This window comes from Acidocella sp. MX-AZ02 (genome assembly GCF_000306035.1).
In the GTDB taxonomy this organism is placed as follows: domain Bacteria; phylum Pseudomonadota; class Alphaproteobacteria; order Acetobacterales; family Acetobacteraceae; genus Acidocella; species Acidocella facilis.
Window position 1 is genome coordinate 271,789 of sequence record NZ_JH976210.1, and the last position, 20,826, is coordinate 292,614.

The following is a 20,826-nucleotide window of genomic DNA, read 5'->3' on the forward strand; positions in this document are numbered from 1 at the left end:
TATGGCGCGGCGGAGTGGGCGCGGATGCAGGCCGGGCTGGCCCGGCTGGTGGCGCTGAGCGGGGGGCTGAGCGCATGAGCCGGCTGTTGCATCGCTCCGGGCTGCTTTCGCCGAAGGCGCATATTTTCGCGGTGGTGGCCGTGACCTTCCTCTCGCTGCTGGTCTCGGCCGGGGTGCGGGCGACGCCGGGCGTGTTGCTGCTGCCCTTGCAGCTGCAATTTGGCTGGGACCGGGCGACGATCTCACTCGGCGCCGCCATCGGGATTTTCCTGTACGGGCTGGTCGGGCCGTTCGCGGCGGCGCTGATGCAGAGTGTCGGCATCAGGCGCACCATGCTGGGCGGGCTGGGGCTGATGGCGGCGGCGACGTTCGCCAGCCTGTGGATGCGCACCCCGCTGGAATATATCCTCAGCTGGGGCGTGTTTTCAGGGATCGGCACCGGGGCGGTGGCCTCGGTGCTGGGGGCGGCGGTGGTGAACCGGTGGTTCGCGACGCGCCAGGGGCTGGTGATGGGGCTGCTGAGTGCCAGCACCGCCACCGGGGCGCTGGTGTTCCTGCCCTTCCTGGCCTGGCTTTCGGCGCAATATACTTGGCGGCCGGTGGTGCTGACGGTGAGCCTGGCCTGCCTGGTGCTGGTGCCGATCGTGGCTTTGGTGCTGCCGGAGCATCCGGGCGATATCGGAACCCAGCGTTTTGGCGAAATTGACGGCAGCGCGCCGGCGAAACCCGCACGCCGGCGCACGGTGGGGTTGGCCTTCAGCGTGCTGGCGATGGCGGCGAAGCGGCCGATTTTCTGGCTGCTGTTCGGCACCTTCTTCGTCTGCGGGCTGACCACCAACGGGCTGATCGGCACCCATATGATCGCGTTTTGCGGCGACCATGGGGTGGCGCCGGTGGCGGCGGCGGGCTTGCTGTCGATGATGGGGGTGTTCGATCTGATCGGCACCACCGCCTCGGGCTGGCTGACCGACCGGCATGACAGCCGGGCGCTGTTGATCGTCTATTACGGGCTGCGCGGGCTCTCGCTGATGGCGCTGCCGTTTCTGTCCTTCGATACGGTCAATCTCACCATTTTCGCGGTGTTTTACGGGCTGGACTGGATCGCCACGGTGCCGCCGACGGCGAAGCTCTGCAACCAGGCCTTTGGCGAGCAGGATGCGCCGATCGTGTTCGGCTGGGTGCTGGCCGGGCATCAGCTGGGGGCAGCGACGGCGGCGTTCGGCGCCGGGCTGATCCGCCAGCAGACCGGCAGCTACACGCCGGCCTTCGTCGCCGCCGGGGCGATGGGGGTGGTGGCGGCTCTGGTGTTGCTGGCCTCGCTGCGGGCGGGCCGGCGGATGGCGCTGGCCTGATGCGCTTTGCCGTGCTGGTGCTGGCGGCCGGGGCGTCGCGGCGGATGGGGGCGCAGAACAAGCTGCTGCTGGCGCTGGCTTCAGGACAGAGCATTTTGCGCACGGTGCTGGAGCGCGCGGTGGCGGCGCAGATTGGGCCGGTGCTGCTGGTGACCGGGCATGAGGCGGCGCGGGTGGCGGGTGAGGCCGAGGGGCTGGCGGTGCAGTGCGTGCATGCGGCTGAGCATGAGGAGGGCATGGCGGCGAGTCTGCGGGCCGGGATTGCGGCGGTGCCGGAGGATTGTGCCGGGGCGGTTGTTTGTCTGGGCGACATGCCGTTTGTGTCGAGCGCGGTGCTGCGGGAGCTGGCGGGGGCGTTCGCGCCGCCGTTCGATATTGTGCAGCCGGTGTTTGAAGGGCGGCCAGGCAATCCGGTGCTGTGGGGCAGGGCGCATTTTGGCGCGATGATGGGGCTGCAAGGGGATCAAGGGGCGAAACGCCTGCTGGCGCAGCCTAAAAGATTGCAGCGGATTACGGTAACTGCGCCCGGTGTGCTGCAGGATGTCGATACGCCTGAGGCCTACGCGGCAATCCTCGGACAATAAGTCGCAAAAGTTTTTGGGATGCAGCCCTTTTTTCAAAAAGGGCTTCAAAAAGTTCTGGGCCTTGGCACTGCCTGTGCCAAAGCCCCGAGCGTTGGTGCAGCTTTTTTGAAAAATAGCTGCACCAAAAAACTTTTTTAGCTCGCCAGCAGCGCGGCGCGTTCTTCCTCGGTCAGCTTCACCAGAGGCGGGCGCATATTCAGCCAGCCCTGGTCGCCATGGCGCTCGGCGACGAGCGCTTTCAGCGAGGCCATCTGCGCGTAGGTGGAGGCGCGGTTGCGCCCGGCGACGACGCGGGCCTGCGCCGCCTCGACCTCGTCCTTGCGGCTCGCATCGTTGAAATGTTTGTAGATGAAGGCCAGATCCGCGCCGAGCAGGTTGGTGGTGGCGGTGATCGCCCCCGCACCGCCCTGCTGCAACAGGGGGAGCATCAGCGGGTCGGCGCCGGCGAGCACGGAGAAATCCGGGAAGCGCTCGACCATGGCCAGCATGTTCTTGATGTCGCCGGCGGAATCCTTGATGCCGACGAAGGTGCCGGGATAGCGCGTCATCAGCCGCTCGATCACGTCATGCGGGATGGGCACGGCGGAGAATTGCGGGATGTGATAGAGCACGATGCCAAGGCGGGAATCGCCAACGCGCTCTGCGACCTCGGCATAAGAGGCGAACAGCCCCTCATCGGTGACGTTCTTGTAGTAGAAAGGCGGCAGCATCACGACATTGGTGACGCCGACGGAGAGGGCGTGGCGGGTGAGCGCCACCGTCTCGGTGAGGGCGGTGACACCGGTGCCCGGCAGCAGCTTTTCCGGCGCGATGCCGGCCTTCAGTGCGGCTTCCAGCAGGCCCTGGCGCTCGGCGGTGGAGAAGGAGTTGGCTTCGCCGGTGGTGCCGAGCAGCGCGATGCCGGTCAGCCCGTCATTCAGCAGCGCCTGGCAATGCTTGGTGAAGGCCGCATGGTTGGGGCTCAGATCGTCATGGACGGGGGTCAGCGCCGCGCAGAATACGCCGCGCGGTTTGGTTGGGGTGGCCATTGTGGGTATCATCTCCCTTGAGGTCAGAAGGCGGTGCGATAGAGGCTGAGGATATCGGCGACACTCATATCGCGGGGGTTGTTGTCCAGCAGGCGGCGGATGGCGTGGGCTTCCTGCGCCATCGCCGCCAGATCATCCTCCGGCACGCGGTTGGCGGAGAGGCGCATATCCATGCCGAGCTTCGCGCACCATTCCCTGGTGCTCTGGCGGATCGTCTCCGGGTCGGTGCTGGCGGGCAGGCCGAGGGCCTCCAGCACGGCGTTGGTCTTGTCCGGGCAGGCGGGGGCGTTGAAGGCCAGCGTATGCGGGAAGATCAGCGCGCAGGCCAGGCCATGCGGCAGATTATGGCGGCTGCCCAGCGGGTAGGCGACGGCATGGCCCGCGGTGGTGTTCACCGGGCCAAGGCAGAAACCGCCATAGAGCGAGGCCAGAGCCAGGCCGGCGCGGGCTTCTTTATCCGACCCATCCGCCACGGCGCGGGGCAGATAGCGGCCGACCAGCTGCGCGCCGGTCAGCGCGTAGGTGTCGATCAGCGGGTGCGCCTTGCGGCTGGTATAGGCTTCCACGCAATGGGCCAGCGCATCGACGCCGGTGGCGGCGGTGATGGCGGCGGGCACGCTCATCGTCAACTCGGGGTCGATGATGGCGAGGTCGGCCAGCATGTTGGCACTCTGCACCGCCAGCTTGTTGCGGGTGGCCGGGTCCGTCACCAGCGCGCGGATGCCGGCCTCGCTGCCGGTGCCCGACGTGGTGCTGATCTGCGCGAGCTTCACCTTGCGGGCGGGGGCTTTGTCCGGGCCGACGACATCATGGATGCTCTCGCCGCTGCCGGGCAGCACCGCGACCAGCTTGGCCAGATCCATGGCGCTGCCGCCGCCGAAGCCGATGACGAAATCCGGCTTGAACTCTTCCGCCAGCTTCAGCGCGGCGTTGAGGTTGTGCACGTCCGGCTCGGGCTTCACCTCGCCAAACACCGCGACCTCGCCTTCCAGGCCGAGCAGATTGATGCGGGTAGCATTGAAGGCATCCGCCACCACCAAAGTGCGGGTGAGGCCGTGCCGGGCCGCGAAGCGCGCCAGCCGCGCCAGGGCGCCGGCGCCGAAGGCGATTTCGGCGGGCTGCAGCAGCTCGATCGGTGCGTGCAGCGCGACAGGTTGAAGCTTCATCTCAAACAATCCCTTTGCGGTGGCGAGCGCGCCCCAGGCTCTGCCTGGTGGGCCGGGCCGTCAATCCCGTAAGGGCAAAGCTGGACGTCACTTGTTGTAAATTTGTTCATTCCCTAGCGGCGGGTTCAGGCAGCGTCAAGTCTGGGTGGTGGGGCGGAGAGGGTCGGCTTGCTTTGGATTTAGCTTGTCCGCATCGCGATTCAGGCTTGACGATTCTTTCGGCGGCCATTATGGGGCAAGTTACAAATTTACAACAAGTCTTGCGCTGCGCGGCAATGCGGCGCTTCAACAAGGGAACCTGTCCTATGGATCTAGACCCCGCCCGCTCTGAGGCCGGCGCCGCCTCTTTGAATGTCGGCCAGCGCGCGCCCGCGCGCAATCCGGATCAGCGCGCCTCGCGCATCCGCTGGGGTGTGGCCACCTTCATGTGGTTCGCCATCGCGATCAATTATATCGACCGCACCGTGCTGGCCGCCGCCGCCCCCACGCTGATCAAGACGCTGTCGATCCCGGTCGACATGATGGGCATCGTGCTGTCCGCCTTCTTCTGGTCCTACGCGCTGATGCAGATGCCGGCCGGCTGGTTCAGCGACAAGTTCGGGCAGAAAAAGGGGCTGGGCTTCGCCGTGCTGCTCTGGTCGGTCGCCACCTCCGCCACCAGCATGGTGAGCGGCTTTGCCTCGCTGTTCGCGATGCGTCTGGGCCTGGGCATCGGCGAGGCCGGGGCCTATCCGAGCAATGCCGGCATCACCGCGAAATGGTTCCCGCTGCGCGAGCGCGCCACCATCGCCGGGCTGTTCGACAGCGCCTCCAAATTCGGCGGCGCGGTGGCGATGCCGCTGATTGTCTGGCTGATCGCCGCCTATGGCTGGCGCATGACCTTCCTGATCATCGGCGCCATGGGCGTGGTCTGGAGCATCGCCTGGTTCGGCTTCTTCCGCGAGACGCCGGAGCAGCATCCCGGCGTGAACGCGGCTGAGCTGGCTTATATCCGCGAGGGCCAGGCCCAGCATGCCACTGAAGGCAAGGCGCCGCTGCCCTGGTACGCGCTGCTGCGCCACCGCAATGTCTGGGCGATGTGCCTGGGCTTTTTCACCATCAACTATATCTCCTACTTCTTCATCACCTGGCTGCCGACCTATCTGGTGAAACAGGAGCATATGACGATGCTGAAGATGGGCTTCGTCGCCATGCTGCCGCTGCTGGTGGGCATGCTCATCGAGGTCGCGGCCGGCTGGGCCTCGGACCGGGCGCTGGAATCCGGCCGTTACAGCCTCACCGCCGTGCGCAAATTCTTCCTGATCTTCGGGCTGGTTCTGGCCATGTCCATCGGCCTGGCGCCGCTGACGCATAATGTCGTCGCCATCGTCGCCTTGCTCTGCCTGGCCAAGGCCGGCACCACCATCTCCGCCTCGCAGGTCTGGGCGCTGCCGGCTGACGTGGCGCCGCGCAGCATGACCAGCACGCTGGCGGGGTTGCAGAACATGGTGTCGAATTTCGGCGGTGTCGTCGGGCCGATCGTCACCGGCTTCATCGTCGCCAGCACCGGCTCCTTCAACGCGGCTCTGTTCGCCTCCGCGCTGATCGGTCTGGTGGGGATCCTGATCTATGCCTTCCTGCTGGGCAAGGTGAAGCCGATCGCGGTCTGAGACCGGCGGGCTGAAACGGGGGGCGTCGCGTGCGGCCCCCTATTTTGTTTGAGGAGAGATGCCTTGGGTTTGACTGTCGTGACATTGGGCGGTGCGCTGGCGCCGGAGGGTGAGGCGCTGCTGGCGCAGGCCGGGATCAAGAGCGTCTCCACCCAGCCTTATCCCGGCAAGGACGAGGTGATCGCCCTGCTCGCGCAAACCCAGGCCGATGCGGTGGTGGTGCGGCTGGTGGACAGGCTGGATGCCGAGATCATGCGGGCTTCGCCCAAGCTCAAGATCATCGCCAAACATGGTGCCGGCACCAATGATATCGATGTCGCCGCCGCCGGCGCGCTGAACATCCCGGTGATCGCCGCGGTCGGCGCCAATGCCCATTCCGTCGCCGAGCATACGATCGCGCTGATGCTGGGGCTGGCCAAGGATATGCGCAACCAGGATGCTTTCGTGCGCCAGGGCGGCTGGGACAAAACATTCTACAAGGGCCGCGAGCTGCGCGGCAGCGTGCTGGGGCTGATCGGGGCGGGGATGATCGGCCGGCTGGTGGCCGGCATGGCGCGCGCGCTGGGGCTTTCGGTGCTGTGCTACGACCCCTACGCCCCGACCGGATCGCTGGGCGAGGGCATCGAGCGGACCGACAGCCTGGAGAGCCTGCTGCGCCAGAGCGATATTGTCAGCCTGCATTGCCCGCTGACCGAGGCCACGCGCGGGCTGATCAATGCGCAGACGCTGGCGCTGATGAAGCCCAGCGCCTTCCTGATCAACACCGCCCGCGGCGAGGTGGTGGACGAGCCGGCCTTGCTGGCGGCGCTGACCGGAGGGCGCATCGCCGGGGCCGGGCTGGACAGCTTCGCCCAGGAGCCGCCCGCCGCCGACAACCCGCTCTGGGGGCTGGAGAATGTCATCGTCTCCTCGCATTGCGGCGGGGTGACGCCGGAGGCGCGGCGTGAGGTCTCGCTGATGAGCGTGCGCAATGTGATGGCCTTCCTGAATGGCGAGGTGCTGGCGCAGCGCCTGTTCGTGAAGGGCTGAAGGGGTTTGAACATGCGGGCGCGGGCAAGCGGCGCCGGCATCGCATCGGTGCCGGGTTGATCGCGCGCTTCAAGGCGAGCTGGGGCTTGCCGGTGGCGATGACCGTGTTCATCATTGCCGGCGCGGTGCTCTCGGCGATCATTTCTGGCTTCCCGACGCAGAAATGGCTGGTGGAGGGCGAGGTAGAAGCCGGGCGCGCCGCCGCCTATAGAGCAATATGCATTTAGGTTGACGCGGCAGCGTCACCCTAAATGCATGAAATTGCTCGCCAAAACATGAGTAGAGCGAGTGGGTGTAAACCCATCTCGCTCTTGCCTGGAGAGCTGAGTTTGACGCAGACCGATCCCCGCTGGCCCGGCCAGACCCGTTATCCCGATCCCGCTTTCGAGATCCTGGATCAATCCTTCGTCCGCTACCGGCTGGATGCGGCGGCGGTGGAGCGGCTTTATACCGGGACGCGCTGGGGGGAAGGGCCGGTCTGGGTGCCGGCCGGGCGTTATCTGCTCTGGTCGGATATTCCGAATAACCGGGTGCTGCGCTGGCACGAGACGAACGGGAGCGTGGACGAATTCCGCCGCCCGTCCGACTTCACCAACGGCGCCACCCGCGACCGCGAGGGAAGGGTGCTGTGGTGCGAGCATCTGCACCGGCGGGTGATGCGGTTGGAGCATGATGGCAGCACCACCGTGCTGGCGGACAGCTTCAACGGCAAGCGCCTGAACGCGCCCAACGATATCGTGGTGAAATCCGACGGCTCGATCTGGTTTTCCGATCCGACCTTTGGCATTCGCGGCTTCTATGAGGGCGAGAAAGCCGCGCCGGAGCTGCCGACCTATCTCTACCGGATCGACGGCCAGACCGGTGAACTGAGCGTTGCCGCCGACGATATCGAGGGCCCGAACGGCCTGGCCTTCTCGCCGGATGAGAAACTGCTTTACGTCGCGGAAACCGGTATCGCGCCCAGGCGGATGCGGGTTTATGAGCTGGCCGCCGATGGCAGGACGCTGACCAAAGGCCGTATCTTCATCGCCTGCCAGCAGGGCGAGCGGCCGGACGGATTCCGGGTGGATGTGGACGGCAATCTCTGGTGCGGCTGGGGCATGGGCGAGGGGCTGGACGGGGTGCGGATTTATAACCCGGCGGGCGAGGCGATCGGCCATATCCATCTGCCGGAGCGCGCGGCCAATCTCTGCTTTGGCGGCCGGCATCGCAACCGGCTGTTCATCGCGGCCAGCACCAGCCTCTATGCCGTCTACGTCAACACCCAGGGCGCGCTGGGGGGCTGAGGCGTGGCGGATGGTTTGCCGATAGCGCTAACATTTGTTAGGACCGCAGCGTGTTGGAAAAACCCGAAGCCGCGATGAAGCCGCAAGAGAGCCAGACCTCGGGTCTGGCTGACCAAGTCTATCACAGCATTCTCTCGGGCATTCAGAACGGCGCCTACGCGCCTCATAGCCGCCTGCCGAGTGAGCATCAGCTCGCCAGCCAATTCGATGTCTCGCGGCCGGTGGTGCGCACCGCTTTGGCGCGGCTCAAGCAGGAAAAATTCATCGTCTCCCGCCAGGGCGCCGGCAGCTTTGTCCGCCCGCCCGCCGTGCAGCCGCCGCTGGGCTTCGCGCCGGTGGAGAATATCGCCGATATTCAGCGCTGCTATGAATACCGGCTGACGCTGGAGCCGGAAGCCGCCAGCTTCGCCGCGCTGCGCTATAACCAGAGCGCCATGGCGAAGATCGAGGCGGCGCTGGAGACGATGGCGCAGGCCACCCGCCAGGGGCAGCATCGCGACGATGTGGATTTCGCCTTCCATCTCGCCATCGCCGAGGCCTCCAACAATCATTACTACCACCAGTCGCTGCAGGCGCTGCAGCCGCATATCGCGGTGGGGATGCATATTCACGGCATCTCGCTGATGGGGCCGAAACAAGGGCTGGATTACGTGCTGGAGGAGCATCGGCGCATCGCCGAGGCGATCAGATCTCGCCAGCCGGAGGCGGCGCGCACACTGATGGCCGCGCATCTGCGCGCCTCGCGCGACCGGCTGTTCGATGGGCGGATGCTCGACCTCTCATTGCGTTGATAAGGCCTGATTTTCGATGACGACGCCCGCCGGCGAGCGGGGCGATTTCGGCTGGCTATATGCTTAATTGCGTATTTTGAGCAAATTTTTGGTTGATGCGCGCATGTCGTGCTGTTATCCCGCCCTTCATTCGCTCAAATCAGTCAGTAAAATTAAAATTGGAGAACGCCCATGCAATTGCCCCTGAAAAAAATGATCGAGGCCGTGCCTGGCGGCATGATGATCGTGCCGTTGGCCATTGGCTGCTTGTTCAACAGCTTCGCGCCAGGCACGCCGCATTTCTTCGGCTCCTTCACCGGGGCGCTGTTCTCCGGCGCGCTGCCGATTCTGGCGGTGTTCTATGTCTGCATGGGCAGCTCGATCAGCGTCCGCACGCTGCCGATGGTCGCCGGCAAGGGGGGGGTGCTGCTGGTGGCGAAAATCCTGCTCGGCATCGTCTGCGGCGTGGTGCTTGGGCATTTCCTGGGTGAAGGGCCGATCACGTCCGGCTGGTTCGCCGGTCTGTCCACCCTGGCCGTGGTCGCCGCCATCAATGACACCAATGGCGGGCTCTATATGGCGCTGATGGGCCAGTACGGCACCGCCGACGAGGCCGCCGCCTATTCCGTGATGTCGCTGGAATCCGGCCCGTTCCTGACGATGGTGACGCTGGGTGCCGCCGGGCTCTCCGCCTTCCCCTGGCAGACGCTGGTGGGTGCCATCCTGCCGCTGGCGGCGGGCATCATCATCGGCAATCTCGACCGTGAGATGCGCGATTTCCTTGGCCGCGCCACTCCGGTGATGATCCCCTTCTTCGCCTTTGCGCTCGGTGCCTCGCTCGACCTGCACAAGGTCTGGGCGGCGGGGCTGCTGGGGCTCTGCCTCGGGCTGTTCGTGCTGGTGGTCTCCGGCATCGTCATGCTGCTGGCGGATAAGGCGACCGGAGGCAAAGGCACGGCCGGGTTGGCCGCGGCCTCCACCGCCGGCAATGCCGCCGCGGTGCCGACCCTGGTGGCCAGCGCCAACCATGCCTATGCGGCGGCGGCGGCGCCGGCCACGGTGCTGGTGGCGGCGGCGGTGATCGTCACCTCCATCCTCACCCCGCCGATGACCGCCTGGTGGGCGCGGCGCGTGGCGGCGAAGGCGGGGGCATGAGCCTGCCCCGCCGCAAATTGCTGATCGTCGCGGACGATCTTTCCGGCGCGGCGGATTGCGCCATTCCCTGCGTCGCCGCCGGGTTGAAGACGCTGGTGACGCTGGGCGAGACCGCCGCCGCCGCGCCAGCGGCGGAGGTGCTGTCGCTCGATGCGGATACGCGCCGCCTGGCCCCGCATGAGGCCGCGGCGCGGACCAGCGCGCTGCTGGCCGATCTCGGCGCGGCCGGCCAGCTCTGGTTCAAGAAATTCGACTCGACCCTGCGCGGCAATATCGGCGCCGAGCTGGCCGCCGCCTTGGCGGCGCAGCGCGGCTTCGCGCCGGAGGCCTTCGCCCTCATCGCCCCCGCCTTCCCGGCCACCGGCCGGCAGACGCGCGGCGGGCAGCAATATCTGCACGGTGTGAAGGTGGAAGAGACCGAGGTCTGGAAGCGCGAAGGCATTACCGGGCGCGCCCATATGCCGAGCCTGCTGGAAGAGGCCGGGCTGAGGACCGATGTGGTCGGGCTGGAGAGCGTGCGCGCCGGCCCCCAGGCGCTCCGCGCCGCCCTGGCCCGCGCCGCCGAGAGCCATGATGCCGTGGTTTGCGATGCGGAGAGCGATGAGGATCTGCGCGCCATCGCGCAGGCCGCCGCTGGCTTGGGCCGGCCGGCCTTGTGGGCCGGTGCCGCCGGGCTGGCCCGGCAGCTGCCGCTGGCCCTGGGCTTGAGCGGCGCGGTGGAGGAGGCCGCAATGGCGCCGGTCGAAGGGCCGATTTTGTTCGTCGTCGGCAGCATGTCCGGCGTCTCCCACCAGCAGGTGGCGCGGCTGATCGAGGATGAGAGCGTGCTCAACCTGCCGATCGCCCCGCAAATTCTGCGCGAGGGCGAGGGCAGCGAAGGCTGGCGGGCGGCGCAGGCGGCGCTGGCGGCGGCCTTGGATGCCGGCCAGGATGTCGCGGTGCAGCTCGGGCTCGAAGAGCAGGTGAATGTCGGCGAGGGGCTGCTGCTTTGCCACGCTCTGGCGCGGCTGGTCGCCCCCTTCGCGGCACGCATTGGCGGGCTGTTTTCCACCGGCGGCGAGACCGCGCGGGCCGTGCTGGTGGCGTTTGGCGCCGCCGGGCTGCGGCTGGTCGGCGAGATCGAACCCGGGGTGCCGCTCTCGGTCACCGAGGGGGGCGCCAGCGGGCCGCACGGCCTGGCGGTGATCACCAAGGCCGGCGCCTTCGGGCAGCCGGAGACCATGGTCCGTTGCCGCGCCGTGCTGCGCCGGCCCGCGCTGCTGCACGCTTCTTATCGTAACGCCTGAAAAGGATGCCTCTTTATGTCTAAGCCCGTGATCGCCATCACCATGGGGGACGCCGCCGGCGTCGGCCCGGAAATCATCATGAAGAGCTTCACCCATCCGGACCTGTTGGCGAAGTGCCGGCCGCTGGTCATCGGCGATGCGGCGCGGCTGGAGGTGGCCGGCAGGATCGTCGGCGCCGCGCTGAAGGTGAACAGGCTGGCCCCGGGTGAGGAGGACAAGGCCCTCTTTGCCCCGGGCAGCGTGGATTGCATCGATCTCGGGCTGATCCCGGCCGACATGCCCTGGGGCAAGCTCTCCCCGGTGGCGGGCGATGCCGCCTATCAGTTCATCAAGACCGCGACCGGGCTGGCGATGGCGGGCAAGGTGCAGGCGATCTGTACCGCGCCGCTGAACAAGGAAGCCTTGCATGCGGGTGGGCATAAATATCCCGGCCATACCGAGATGCTGGCGGCGCTGACCAACACGCCGGAAGTTTCGATGATGCTGACCGCGCCGAAGCTGCGCGTGATTCATGTCACCACCCATATCGGCATCATCGATGCGATCAAGAAGATCGAGCCGGGGCTGGTGGAGCGGGTGATTACCCGTGGCTACGAGGTGCTGGAGAAAGCCAAGCTGCCGCGCAAGAAGATCGGTGTCTGCGGCATCAACCCGCATGCGGGTGAGAACGGGCTGTTCGGTTATGGCGAGGAGGAGCAGAAAATCGTCCCCGCGGTGAAGGCCTGCCGCGCCAAGGGCTGGGACGTGGAGGGCCCGCTGCCGGCGGACACTTTGTTCTTCCGCGCCGGGCGCGGGGATTTCGACATGGTGGTGGCAATGTATCACGACCAGGGCCATGGCCCGGTGAAGGTGCTGGGGCTGGAAGCCGGGGTGAATATCACGGTCGGCCTGCCGGTGATCCGCACCTCGGTCGATCACGGCACAGCCTTCGACATTGCCGGCAAGGGCATCGTCGATGAGCGCTCGATGCTGGAAGCGATCCGCGCCGCCATCGACCTGGCGGCACGCTAAAGAGCAAAAGTTTTTTGGTGCCGCTTTTTTTCAAAAAAGCGGCGAAAACGTCTGGGGCGGTGGCAACGACGTTGCCAACCCCCCGGCCTTCGTGGGGGCTTTTTGAAAAAAGCCCCCCACACCCCAAAACTTTTGCCACTTTAGGTGCGGGGGTTTGGCGCTTGCCGGGGCTTCGACCCCAGGCTACGCCAGGGGGATGAGGGAGGGACGCTTTTGAGACTCGCCGGCCAGCGCCGCCAGACCATTCTCGCCCGGCTGCGCGCCGGTGCCCTTGATGTCGAGGCGCTGAGCGCTGAGCTGGGGGTTTCCGCCTCCACCATCCGGCGCGATCTCGCCCGCCTCGCGGCCGGCGGCCAGGTGCTGCGCACCTATGGCGGCGCCGCCGTGCCCGAACAATCTTTGCAGGTCCGCGCCGGGGTGAATATGGAGCAGAAACGCGCCATCGCCCGGCTTGCCGCCAGCTTCGTGCAACAAGGCGAAACCCTGCTGCTGGATGCCGGCACCACCACCGGCGCCCTGGCCGCCGAACTGGCCGGGATGCAAGGGCTGCATGTCATCACCAATGGCCTCACCGCCCTCAACGCTTTGGCTGGCAAGCCGGGCGTGGAGCTGAGCGTGCTCGGCGGGCAGCTGCGCCAGATCAGCCTCGGCACCGTCGGCCCCGCCGCCGAGCACGCGCTGCGCCGCCTCACCGCCCGGCGCACCTTTCTGGGGGCGGATGGCGTCGTCGCCGGGCGCGGAATCTGCGAGGCAACGGACGCCCAATCCGCGCTGAAGGAGCTGATGGTGGCGCAGGGCCAGGAGGTTTACGTGCTGGCCGATGCCGATAAGCTCGGCCGCGCCATCTCGCCGAGCTGGACGCCGCTGCCGGCAAGCTGGACGCTGATCACCGATGCCCGCGCCAGCGCCGCGCAGCTGGCGCCGTTTCGCGCCTTGCCGGGTGTCACCGTTCTCATCGCCTGATCCCATCCCGCCGCGCCTGCGTATGAAGCGGATGACCCTCTCCGCCCGCCTGCGCGCCTATCTCGACCATCCGGATCCATTGGCCGCGACGGTCAATCTGGTCGCCTTCGTGGTCGGGGCGAATGGGCCGTTTTATCCGCTTTACGCGATGGCGCTGATCGGCCGGCCTGGCGCCTGGCTGTTCATCACCATGGCCGCCAGCCCGGTCTTTCTCGCCATCCCGGCTTTGGCCCGGCGTAACGGCCTGGCCGGGCGCATCGCGCTGCCGCTTTTTGGCACGCTCAACACGCTCTGGTGCGCAAAGCTGATCGGCCCGGCCTCGGGCGTGGAATTGCTGCTGCTGCCCTGCATCGTCATCGCTGGTCTTTCCTTGCGGCCCAGTGAGACACTCTGGCGCTGGGGGCTGATCGGGCTGCCGATGGCGGCACATCTGGCGCTCTCACCTGTCTACGGCACGGGGCTGCTCGGCTTCAGCCCGGCGCAGGAGGCCGCCTTGTTCCGGCTCGATCTCGGCAGCACGGCGACGCTGCTGGCCTTTCTCGGGCTGGTCTATGGCAGGCTGCTCCCCGTCGCGCCGGAAACATAAATCGCGCACGACTCAATTCGCTTGACGGGGTGGATCATGGGCTGTAGATGAATCGTACACGATTAAATCGTGAATAACTTAAATTGAAAGGATCAGACCATGAGCGTTGACGCGAAATACAAAACCACAGCCACCGCAACCGGCGGCGGGCGCGATGGCAAGACCAGCCTGGCCGATGGCACCATGGCGCTGCAGCTGAGCGTGCCCAAGGAGCTGGGTGGCCCGGGCGGCGACGGCGCCAACCCGGAAAAACTCTTCGCGCTGGGCTATTCCGCCTGCTTCCTGGGCGCGATGCGCGTCGCCGCCGGCCAGACCAACATCAAAATCCCCGAGGGCACCGAAGTCACCGCCACCATCGGCATCGGCCCGCGTTCGGACGGCGGCTTTGGCATCACCGCCGCGCTGGATGTGAAGCTGCCCGGCCTCGCCGCGGATGAGGCGCGCAAACTGGTGGACGTGACGCACGGGATCTGCCCTTATTCCAACGCCATCAAGGCCAGCGTGGACGTGCAAACCACCACCCACGGCTGAGGATACCGGACGGGGCGCCCCGCCACACGGCAAAGCGCGCCCCGCCGCACAAAACAGGAGGCGTGGATGAACCCGACCCGTGTGCCCGAGACCCGTTTCCACACCCGCGTGCGCAACGCGGCCCTGGGCGGCCCCAACCCGTATGAGTGGAAAGAGATCGGCAGCCAGGATGTGTTCGCCGGCAAGCGCGTGGTGCTGTTCGCGCTGCCGGGCGCCTTCACCCCCTCTTGTTCGGACAGCCATTTGCCGGGCTATGAGCAGGGCTATGACGAATTCCGCGCCTTGGGTGTGGATGAGGTGGTTTGCCTCTCGGTCAACGACGCCTTCGTGATGTTCAACTGGGCGAAGAGCCGCAACATCGAAAAACTGCGCATGCTGCCCGACGGCAACGCGGATTTCACCCGGCTGATGGGCATGCTGGTGGACCGCCGGCGCCACGGCATGGGGCTGCGCAGCTGGCGCTATTCCATGCTGGTGGAGGATGGCGCGATCACCGCTTTGTTCGCCGAGCCGGGATTTCGCGACGATCCGGACGGGGTGGGGGTCAGCGTCTCCGATGCCGGAACGATGTTGGCGCATCTGCGGCGCCTTTGAGTTTTCCACCGCCGCCTTATGGTGTGGAATCAAGGGCTTGGTTGGGGGTTTTGAGACCAGAGCGATTTGCTTGGCCGATGTTTTTGTGTTTTAAATCAAAGGGTTGCTGGATTGCTGTCGCGAGCGGGCCGATTATTGCGCCGCCGTGGCGGGCGCGGGGCTTATCCCGGTTGTTGCACTGCAATCCACATAGATATCCACAAGCTTATCAAGCCTCTTGTGGATAAATCAGGCCTCGGCGATCAGCCGGCCGCTTTCATGCATGCCCAGGCTCTGCAGCGCCCGCAGCGACAGGTTGAGGCCGCGATGCAGCTGGCTCGCGCGGCGCGAGGCGCTGCCGGATTTGCGGGAGAATTGCGCCAGGGCGGCGCGCAGCTCCTCGGCCAGGCGGGCGGCGGGCAGGGCCTCGTTCTCGCGCAGCCGGGCGGCGGCGTCGTCGAAGGAGCGGGCCTGCATCTGCGTCATCGCCGCGGTGATGGCGGAGAAGACCGGCTGCGCCTCCTGCATGCGCTGCTCGATCTCGCCGGCTTCGCTCTGGATCTCGTGCGGCTGGCCGCTCAGCATCAGCCGGTCCAGCCGGTTCAGCCGCTCGTTCAAATCCCGCACCACCCCCAGCGCATCCGCGAGCGTGCCGGCGATGGCCTCCAGCCGTCCGGCATCCGGGAAGGGCGGGGTTTCCATCAGCGTGTGCCCTTCAGCACGGTGGCGATGGCCTTCGCCAGATCCTCCGGCTCGACACTGTAGGTGCCGGCGGCCAGCGCGTTTTTGATCTGCGCCACCGCCGCCTCGTCCACCCCGTCGCTGGCCTGGGCCGCGCTCACCAGATGCCCGGCACCGGCGGCGGCGGCGCTGAGGGTGACGGCGTCCGTCTCAGCGCCCTGGGGGCTGGCGCTCGCGCCGCCGGCAGCGCCGGTGCTGTTCGCCTGTTGCGCGTAGGCGGGACCGGACGGGCCGGGCAGGGAGCCGATCGAGTTGGTCATGCCGCATCCTGTGTCGGCAGATTGCTGCGCATGTCACGGTCCAGCTGCGCCAGCGCGCGGTCATAATCCTCCAAGGCGGCGGCATTGTTTTGCGCATTGGCACGCAGCAGGCAGAACATCAGCGCGGTATAGATGGTCTGCAGCGCCGCGCCCAGCTGCGCCTCCTCGCCGGACTGGGCGATGCCGGACATGGTGCCAAGCAGGGTTTGCGCGCGCATGATCATGTCGATCTTGGTCGGGCCATCGCCGGCCTCGATCGCCTGGCGGGCGCGCTTGCCATAGAGGCGCAGCGCGCGCCAGCCGGGGGCGAGCCAATCCATCGCGGCGGGACCATCGAACATGCTGGTGCGGTAGGTGGTGGAGCTGCTCATGGACATGTCCTATCGATTAACCGGAGCTCGAGCTGTTGCTGCTCAGGAACACGGAAAGGTAGGCCTGCGAAATCGAGGCGCTGGTCTGCGAGCTTTCCGCAGTGGCATATTGGTTCAGCAAATTATTGATCAGTGCGGTATCGATCTTGGTCATCTGGGTAATCTGGGTGGTGATCGAATTATCGGTGGTGGTCAAGCCGGCGGTGGCCGCGCCGATGGTGCCGGTGGAGGCTGAGCCGGAGCCGATCGCCGCCTTGGTCACGGTGGAAAGGCTGGTGTAAATCTGCGAAACCAGCGTCTGCACCGCTTTCGGATTCTTCGCGTAGGCGCTGGCGAAGCTGGTGGAATCGAAGCTGATGGCACCCGAGGTGCCGACCTTCAGGCCGATCGAGGCGGCGCTGATGCCGCTGGCCTGGGCCTCGCTGACCGAACTCATCAACTGGCTGGAAAGATCGGTCGCGGTGAAATTGCCAAGCAGCGGGCCGCTCTTTGTCGAGGCCGAGGCGCTGGCGGCGCTGGCCTTCGCCGCCGAGGCGGAGGAGACATATTTGATCTGGCCGGCGATGGTCGAGATCGCCTTGTTGAGATCGGTGGAGACCTGCGAGAGTGCGGTGGACAGGCTGGAGGGCGAGGAGGCGACGCTGATGCTGGTGCTGCCGGAGGCGGCGAGCTTCACCGTCAACCCGTTGACCGCGTTGCTGAGTGTATTGCTGGCGCTGGTGATCGGCACGCCATTCAGCGACAGGCTGGCATCCTTCGCACTCTGCGTCAGCGTTTCGCTGCCGGGGGACGCGGCGCTGTAGGAGAAGCGCGAGAGCGCGCCGGTGCCGGTAACGGAGAAGGCCCCGGCGCTGCCGGTGGCGCTGCTCTGCAGCACCAGCCGGGTGCCGGAGGCGGCGGTGACGATGTTGGCTTTCACCCCGCCCGCCTGTTTGTTGATGGCGGCGGCGATGCCGGTCAGCGTCATGCTGGCGGAGCTGACCGCGACGGTCTCGGTGGCACCGCCTTTCATCGTGAAGGTCATCGAGCCCGCGCCGCCGGAGAGCGTGGCGCCGGCCGAGCCCTGCAGCGCGGAATAGATGGATTGCCCAGTGGCGAGCTTGATGTTGGAGAGCGTGTAGGTGCCGGTGGCGGCACTGTTGGTGGCGCTGGCGGTGGCGATGGTGGTCTGCGCGCTGGTGGCGGTGCGGTTATTGATGCTGGCGACATCCTTGATGCCGGAGAGGGCGCTCGACAGAGTGGAAACCGAACTCTGGATCGACCCCCAGGCGGAAATTTCCGCCTTGTCGGTGGTGATTTCGTTTTTCAGCGCGGTGACCGGCAGCTCCAGCGTCTTTTCATAGCTCGCCACCTGCGTCTGGATGGTTGCTGAACTGAGCGAGGAGATTGACGAGGTCATGGGGCCGGGACCGCTTCTCGGATGTGAGGGAGGGAAGGCGGCTGGCCGGGGTTACCGGCCAGCCCGTTTGGATTACGGCAGCAGGCTCACATAAGCCTGTTGCAGCTGGGTGGAGGATTTCAGCGCGGCCACGCCGGACTGCGCCTGGATCTGCGCTTCCGTCAGCTTGGTGCTGACGCTCGGGATGTTGGCATCCTGCACCACGCCCAGCGCCGAGTTCAGATTGGTGCTGGTGGTGTTCATGTTGTTGATGTTGGCGGTGAGGCTCTGCTGCACCGCGCCGAGCTGGCCACCCTGGTTGTTCAGACCGGCCAGCGCGTATTTGATGACGTTCATCGCGTCATTAGCGCCGGAGGTGGTGCTGACATTGATATTGGCCAGCGAGTCCAGCTTGGAGGTCGTGGTCTGGCCGATATTGGCGGTGCCGGAGGTGGAGAAGGCACCGGAAGATTGCAGCTGCACCTGGCCTTGGGCGAGGGCAGAGGCGGTACCGGTCGAACCGCCGATGACGGCCGCCGTGGCCCCCGTGGTGGTCAGCCCCTTGGAGGTGGCGCTGGTGGCGGCAGCGGTGATGGCGATGTTGTCGCCATTCGCCTGGGTCAGCGTCACCGCGCTGCCGGCGGAGTTCAGCGTCGCGGAGATGCCGTTGGTGGTGGTGCCGCCATTGATCTGCGAGACCAGCTCGGAGAGGCTGGAGGCATTCACCGTCACCGCCTTGCCGACGGCGGAGGCGGAGGAGGTGCCTGCACCCGTGGCAGCGCCGATTTTGAAGGAGTAGTTGCCAGAACCGCCACCGGCAGCAGCCTTCAGGGTGATGGTGTTGGTGGCCTGGGCCTGTACGCCGGTGGTGGACGAGGTGTCGTTCACGGCGGTGGCGAGGCTGGCAGCGGATTCCGTTGCGGTGATACCGGACAGCGTCGAGGTCGCGCCATTGGAACCGGTGATCGACAGGCTGCCGGCGGTGAAGGCGCCGGTGCCGCCGGTGGTGACTTCACCGCTGGAGGCGTTGGCGCCGGACTTGTAGGTGCCGGACGCCGCCTTGGTTGCCCACATGCCAATCGCGCTCGCCATCGTGCTGCCGATGGACAGGCTCATCGTCTGGCCTTCATTGGCGCCGACCTGCAGCTGCACGCCCTGGAAGGTGCCGTTGAGCAGATTGACATCGTTGAACTGGGTCTGCCCGGCGATGGTGGAAACCTGGCTGACCAGCTGGCTGGTTTCGGACTGCAGGGACTGCGATTCCGCCGAGGTCTGGGTGCCGTTGGCGGCCTGCACGGCGATCGTGTTCAGCTGCTGCACGATGCCGACCTGCTGGGTCAGCGCGCCGTCGGCGGTCTGCAGCAGGGACACACCCTGGTTGGCGTTGGAGACAGCCTGGGTGAGGCCGTTGATCTGCGAGGTGAAGCCCTGCGCGGTGATGTAGCCCGCGGGATTGTCGGCCGGAGAATTGATCGACAGACCGGTGGAGAGCTGGTTTTCGAGATTATTGGTGGTGCTGGTGGTGTTGGTCAGCGAATTCAGCGCGGTGAGCGCGCCGGTATTCGTCACAATGGAACCTACGGCCGACATAAATACCTCCATGGTTGCGGTTGCCGTACGCTATTATCGCCACGAGGTTGCGAAGATTTCCTGGAACCTACCAAAAAAATGTAGGCTGGCGTGATTTTTTTTGAATCAATGCCTGCAAACCCGGCAAACGCGCCGCGCCGGTGTGAACAGCCTACATGATGTAGGCTGTTCACGAGCCGAGATCCACAACCGGTCCGCTCGCGGTCAGCAGCGCGGAGAAGCGCCGGCCGGAGCCAGGGTTGGTCATCAGGATGGTATCGCCGATGCGCCCGGTCTGGTCCGCCACGGCATTGACGCTGACCACGACGCCGCCATCCTTCACCTGCACCGCCACCGTCTGCCCGGTGCTCACCACCACCGGCTGTGCCACCGCATCGCTGGTGATCACCGCCCCCGGCTGCAGCGAGAGCCTGGCCTGCGCGCCGATCAGCTGCTGCGCCCCGGCGAAGGTCTGCCGGCCGGCGAACAGGCTGACGGGTTTTTCGGCGAGGCTGACATCATCTTCGCTCAGCGTCTGCCCGGCTTGGATGGGCCGGGCCGCGACCTCCACCAGCTGCTGCGCGGCGACATTGGCGGTGAGATACAGCACCCAGACCGGGGCGGGGCAGTGCACCGCCGCCTCCTGGTAGGGGGCGTTGCCGGTGATGGCGACGCTGAGCGGCGCGGTGCAGGCCGGCATGTAGGCGGCGGCCTTGGCTTGCGAGATGGTGACCTGCGCGCCTGGCGGGGCGAGGGCGAGGGCGGCCTGCTTCGCCGCCGCCACCACATCATCCGGGTTTTCATGCGCGCTGTCGGCAAGGGCGGGTCGCGCCATCACGCCAAGCGCGGGGCCAGCCAGGGCCAGGAGCAAAATCCGCTTCATTGCGCCGCCTCCAACAGGGCCTGCGGCTGCGCCCAGGGCGTGGGCAGCTCCTCCACCGAAGGCAGCGCCAGCGCGGCCTCCCTCGTGGCTTTGCCGGAGGCCAGCGTGCCGCGCAGATCCTTCACCGCGCAGAGCAGCCGGCTCTTCCAGAGCGACGCCGCCTGGCCCAGCCGCTCGGCGGGCAGGCTGGCGGGGGTGTCCAGCCGCTGGTCGAGGATCAGATGCGCCCCGGCGGCGGCGGCGAGCAGGGTGAAATAGCAATCCCCCAACGCCGCCTTGCCCGCCGGGCGCAGCAGCACATGCGGGGCCAGCCCGGCCAGATCCCGCGCCCAGAGCGCCTCGTCCAGATGCCGGGGCAGGCGCGTCACCTCGCCCTCATAGCTCGCACCTGGCTGCTCGACGATGATCCAGCTCACCTCCTCGGCGGTCTCGTTGACCAGGGCCGTGAACCAGGACGGGGTATCGCCCTCGTCGAACCAGAGTACGCGCGGGCGGGTGTTCATGCCGGTGCCCAGGGTCAGGCTCTCCCAGTTGGCGCGGCGCAGGGCCGGGCGCCAGAGCTGCGGGGCGGGCGCGCCCAAAGCCCGCAGCGCGCCGACCAGGGCCGGGGAGGTGGCATAGACCGCCTGGGCCCGCTGCGCCGCCAGCTCCGCCC

23 protein-coding genes are annotated in these 20,826 nt (G+C 66.7%); 14 read left to right on the forward strand and 9 right to left on the reverse strand.

Annotation, left to right across the window (positions count from 1 at the left end):
• Positions 1-74 precede the first annotated feature (74 nt).
• Both MXAZACID_RS15870 and MXAZACID_RS15875 read left to right on the forward strand, forming a co-directional pair.
• A complete protein-coding gene (locus MXAZACID_RS15870) occupies positions 75-1,352 on the forward strand; it encodes an MFS transporter (protein ID WP_008495520.1) in 1,278 nt (425 codons plus the stop codon).
• Entirely contained in the window at positions 1,352-1,936 is a 585-nt protein-coding gene (locus tag MXAZACID_RS15875; RefSeq protein ID WP_008495521.1) for an NTP transferase domain-containing protein, read from the forward strand. Before MXAZACID_RS15870 ends, MXAZACID_RS15875 begins: the two co-directional genes overlap by 1 nt.
• A gap of 134 nt (positions 1,937-2,070) precedes the next feature.
• On the opposite strand, the gene MXAZACID_RS15880 is transcribed toward MXAZACID_RS15875, so the two are convergent.
• On the reverse strand, positions 2,071-2,964 hold the full coding sequence (locus MXAZACID_RS15880; protein WP_008495523.1) for a dihydrodipicolinate synthase family protein: 894 nt from the start codon (positions 2,962-2,964) through the stop codon (positions 2,071-2,073).
• Between the two features lie 23 nt (positions 2,965-2,987).
• Positions 2,988-4,130 carry an iron-containing alcohol dehydrogenase gene (locus MXAZACID_RS15885; protein WP_008495524.1) on the reverse strand — a complete coding sequence of 381 codons (1,143 nt, stop codon included), beginning with the start codon at positions 4,128-4,130 and terminating at the stop codon, positions 2,988-2,990.
• 305 nt (positions 4,131-4,435) lie between these two features.
• Here MXAZACID_RS15885 and MXAZACID_RS15890 point away from each other — a divergent pair, with 305 nt between their 5' ends.
• The 12 genes from MXAZACID_RS15890 to MXAZACID_RS15940 all read left to right on the forward strand — a co-directional run bounded on the left by MXAZACID_RS15890 (position 4,436) and on the right by MXAZACID_RS15940 (position 14,990).
• Complete coding sequence (locus MXAZACID_RS15890; protein ID WP_008495525.1) at positions 4,436-5,779, forward strand: MFS transporter; 1,344 nt, start codon at positions 4,436-4,438, stop codon at positions 5,777-5,779.
• Positions 5,780-5,842: 63 nt separating this feature from the next.
• The gene (locus MXAZACID_RS15895) at positions 5,843-6,808 is read left to right on the forward strand and encodes a hydroxyacid dehydrogenase (protein ID WP_039885579.1); all 966 of its coding nucleotides are present in this window, start codon (positions 5,843-5,845) and stop codon (positions 6,806-6,808) included.
• A 56-nt stretch (positions 6,809-6,864) separates the two neighbouring features.
• Positions 6,865-7,035, forward strand: a complete 171-nt coding sequence (locus MXAZACID_RS19470; protein WP_168118454.1) for a hypothetical protein — start codon at positions 6,865-6,867, stop codon at positions 7,033-7,035.
• A gap of 102 nt (positions 7,036-7,137) precedes the next feature.
• Positions 7,138-8,094 carry an SMP-30/gluconolactonase/LRE family protein gene (locus MXAZACID_RS15900; protein ID WP_008495527.1) on the forward strand — a complete coding sequence of 319 codons (957 nt, stop codon included), beginning with the start codon at positions 7,138-7,140 and terminating at the stop codon, positions 8,092-8,094.
• Between the two features lie 50 nt (positions 8,095-8,144).
• Entirely contained in the window at positions 8,145-8,885 is a 741-nt protein-coding gene (locus MXAZACID_RS15905; protein WP_234731521.1) for a FadR/GntR family transcriptional regulator, read from the forward strand.
• A gap of 171 nt (positions 8,886-9,056) precedes the next feature.
• Positions 9,057-10,019, forward strand: a complete 963-nt coding sequence (locus tag MXAZACID_RS15910) for a 2-keto-3-deoxygluconate permease (RefSeq protein WP_008495529.1) — start codon at positions 9,057-9,059, stop codon at positions 10,017-10,019.
• Positions 10,016-11,305: a four-carbon acid sugar kinase family protein gene (locus MXAZACID_RS15915; RefSeq protein ID WP_144052840.1), complete on the forward strand. Its 1,290-nt coding sequence runs from the start codon at positions 10,016-10,018 to the stop codon at positions 11,303-11,305. Before MXAZACID_RS15910 ends, MXAZACID_RS15915 begins: the two co-directional genes overlap by 4 nt.
• 15 nt (positions 11,306-11,320) lie before the next feature.
• Entirely contained in the window at positions 11,321-12,316 is a 996-nt protein-coding gene (gene pdxA / locus MXAZACID_RS15920) for a 4-hydroxythreonine-4-phosphate dehydrogenase PdxA (RefSeq protein ID WP_008495531.1), read from the forward strand.
• A gap of 213 nt (positions 12,317-12,529) precedes the next feature.
• Positions 12,530-13,279: a DeoR/GlpR family DNA-binding transcription regulator gene (locus MXAZACID_RS15925; protein WP_008495532.1), complete on the forward strand. Its 750-nt coding sequence runs from the start codon at positions 12,530-12,532 to the stop codon at positions 13,277-13,279.
• 22 nt (positions 13,280-13,301) lie between these two features.
• Positions 13,302-13,865, forward strand: coding sequence for a hypothetical protein (locus MXAZACID_RS15930; protein ID WP_039885580.1), 564 nt, complete (start codon positions 13,302-13,304; stop codon positions 13,863-13,865).
• A gap of 99 nt (positions 13,866-13,964) precedes the next feature.
• Positions 13,965-14,396 (forward strand): organic hydroperoxide resistance protein, encoded by a 432-nt coding sequence (locus tag MXAZACID_RS15935; protein ID WP_008495534.1) that lies wholly within the window; start codon positions 13,965-13,967, stop codon positions 14,394-14,396.
• A 66-nt stretch (positions 14,397-14,462) separates the two neighbouring features.
• Complete coding sequence (locus MXAZACID_RS15940; protein ID WP_008495535.1) at positions 14,463-14,990, forward strand: peroxiredoxin; 528 nt, start codon at positions 14,463-14,465, stop codon at positions 14,988-14,990.
• Positions 14,991-15,218: 228 nt separating this feature from the next.
• Here the strand turns inward: MXAZACID_RS15940 and MXAZACID_RS15950 are convergent, their stop codons facing one another.
• From MXAZACID_RS15950 to MXAZACID_RS19475, 7 genes are all read right to left on the reverse strand, one after another.
• The gene (locus MXAZACID_RS15950; RefSeq protein WP_008495536.1) at positions 15,219-15,671 is read right to left on the reverse strand and encodes a hypothetical protein; all 453 of its coding nucleotides are present in this window, start codon (positions 15,669-15,671) and stop codon (positions 15,219-15,221) included.
• Complete coding sequence (gene flgM, locus MXAZACID_RS15955) at positions 15,671-15,970, reverse strand: flagellar biosynthesis anti-sigma factor FlgM (RefSeq protein WP_008495537.1); 300 nt, start codon at positions 15,968-15,970, stop codon at positions 15,671-15,673. Before flgM ends, MXAZACID_RS15950 begins: the two co-directional genes overlap by 1 nt.
• Complete coding sequence (locus tag MXAZACID_RS15960; RefSeq protein ID WP_008495539.1) at positions 15,967-16,341, reverse strand: flagellar protein FliS; 375 nt, start codon at positions 16,339-16,341, stop codon at positions 15,967-15,969. Before MXAZACID_RS15960 ends, flgM begins: the two co-directional genes overlap by 4 nt.
• 16 nt (positions 16,342-16,357) lie before the next feature.
• Entirely contained in the window at positions 16,358-17,740 is a 1,383-nt protein-coding gene (fliD, locus tag MXAZACID_RS15965; RefSeq protein WP_008495540.1) for a flagellar filament capping protein FliD, read from the reverse strand.
• A 72-nt stretch (positions 17,741-17,812) separates the two neighbouring features.
• Positions 17,813-19,309 carry a flagellin gene (locus tag MXAZACID_RS15970; RefSeq protein WP_008495541.1) on the reverse strand — a complete coding sequence of 499 codons (1,497 nt, stop codon included), beginning with the start codon at positions 19,307-19,309 and terminating at the stop codon, positions 17,813-17,815.
• A 169-nt stretch (positions 19,310-19,478) separates the two neighbouring features.
• Positions 19,479-20,171 carry a flagellar basal body P-ring formation chaperone FlgA gene (flgA, locus tag MXAZACID_RS15975; RefSeq protein WP_008495542.1) on the reverse strand — a complete coding sequence of 231 codons (693 nt, stop codon included), beginning with the start codon at positions 20,169-20,171 and terminating at the stop codon, positions 19,479-19,481.
• Positions 20,168-20,826, reverse strand: a 659-nt coding sequence (locus MXAZACID_RS19475) for a hypothetical protein (protein ID WP_008495543.1), incomplete at its 5' end; no start/stop codon positions are given. The genes MXAZACID_RS19475 and flgA, both read right to left, overlap by 4 nt.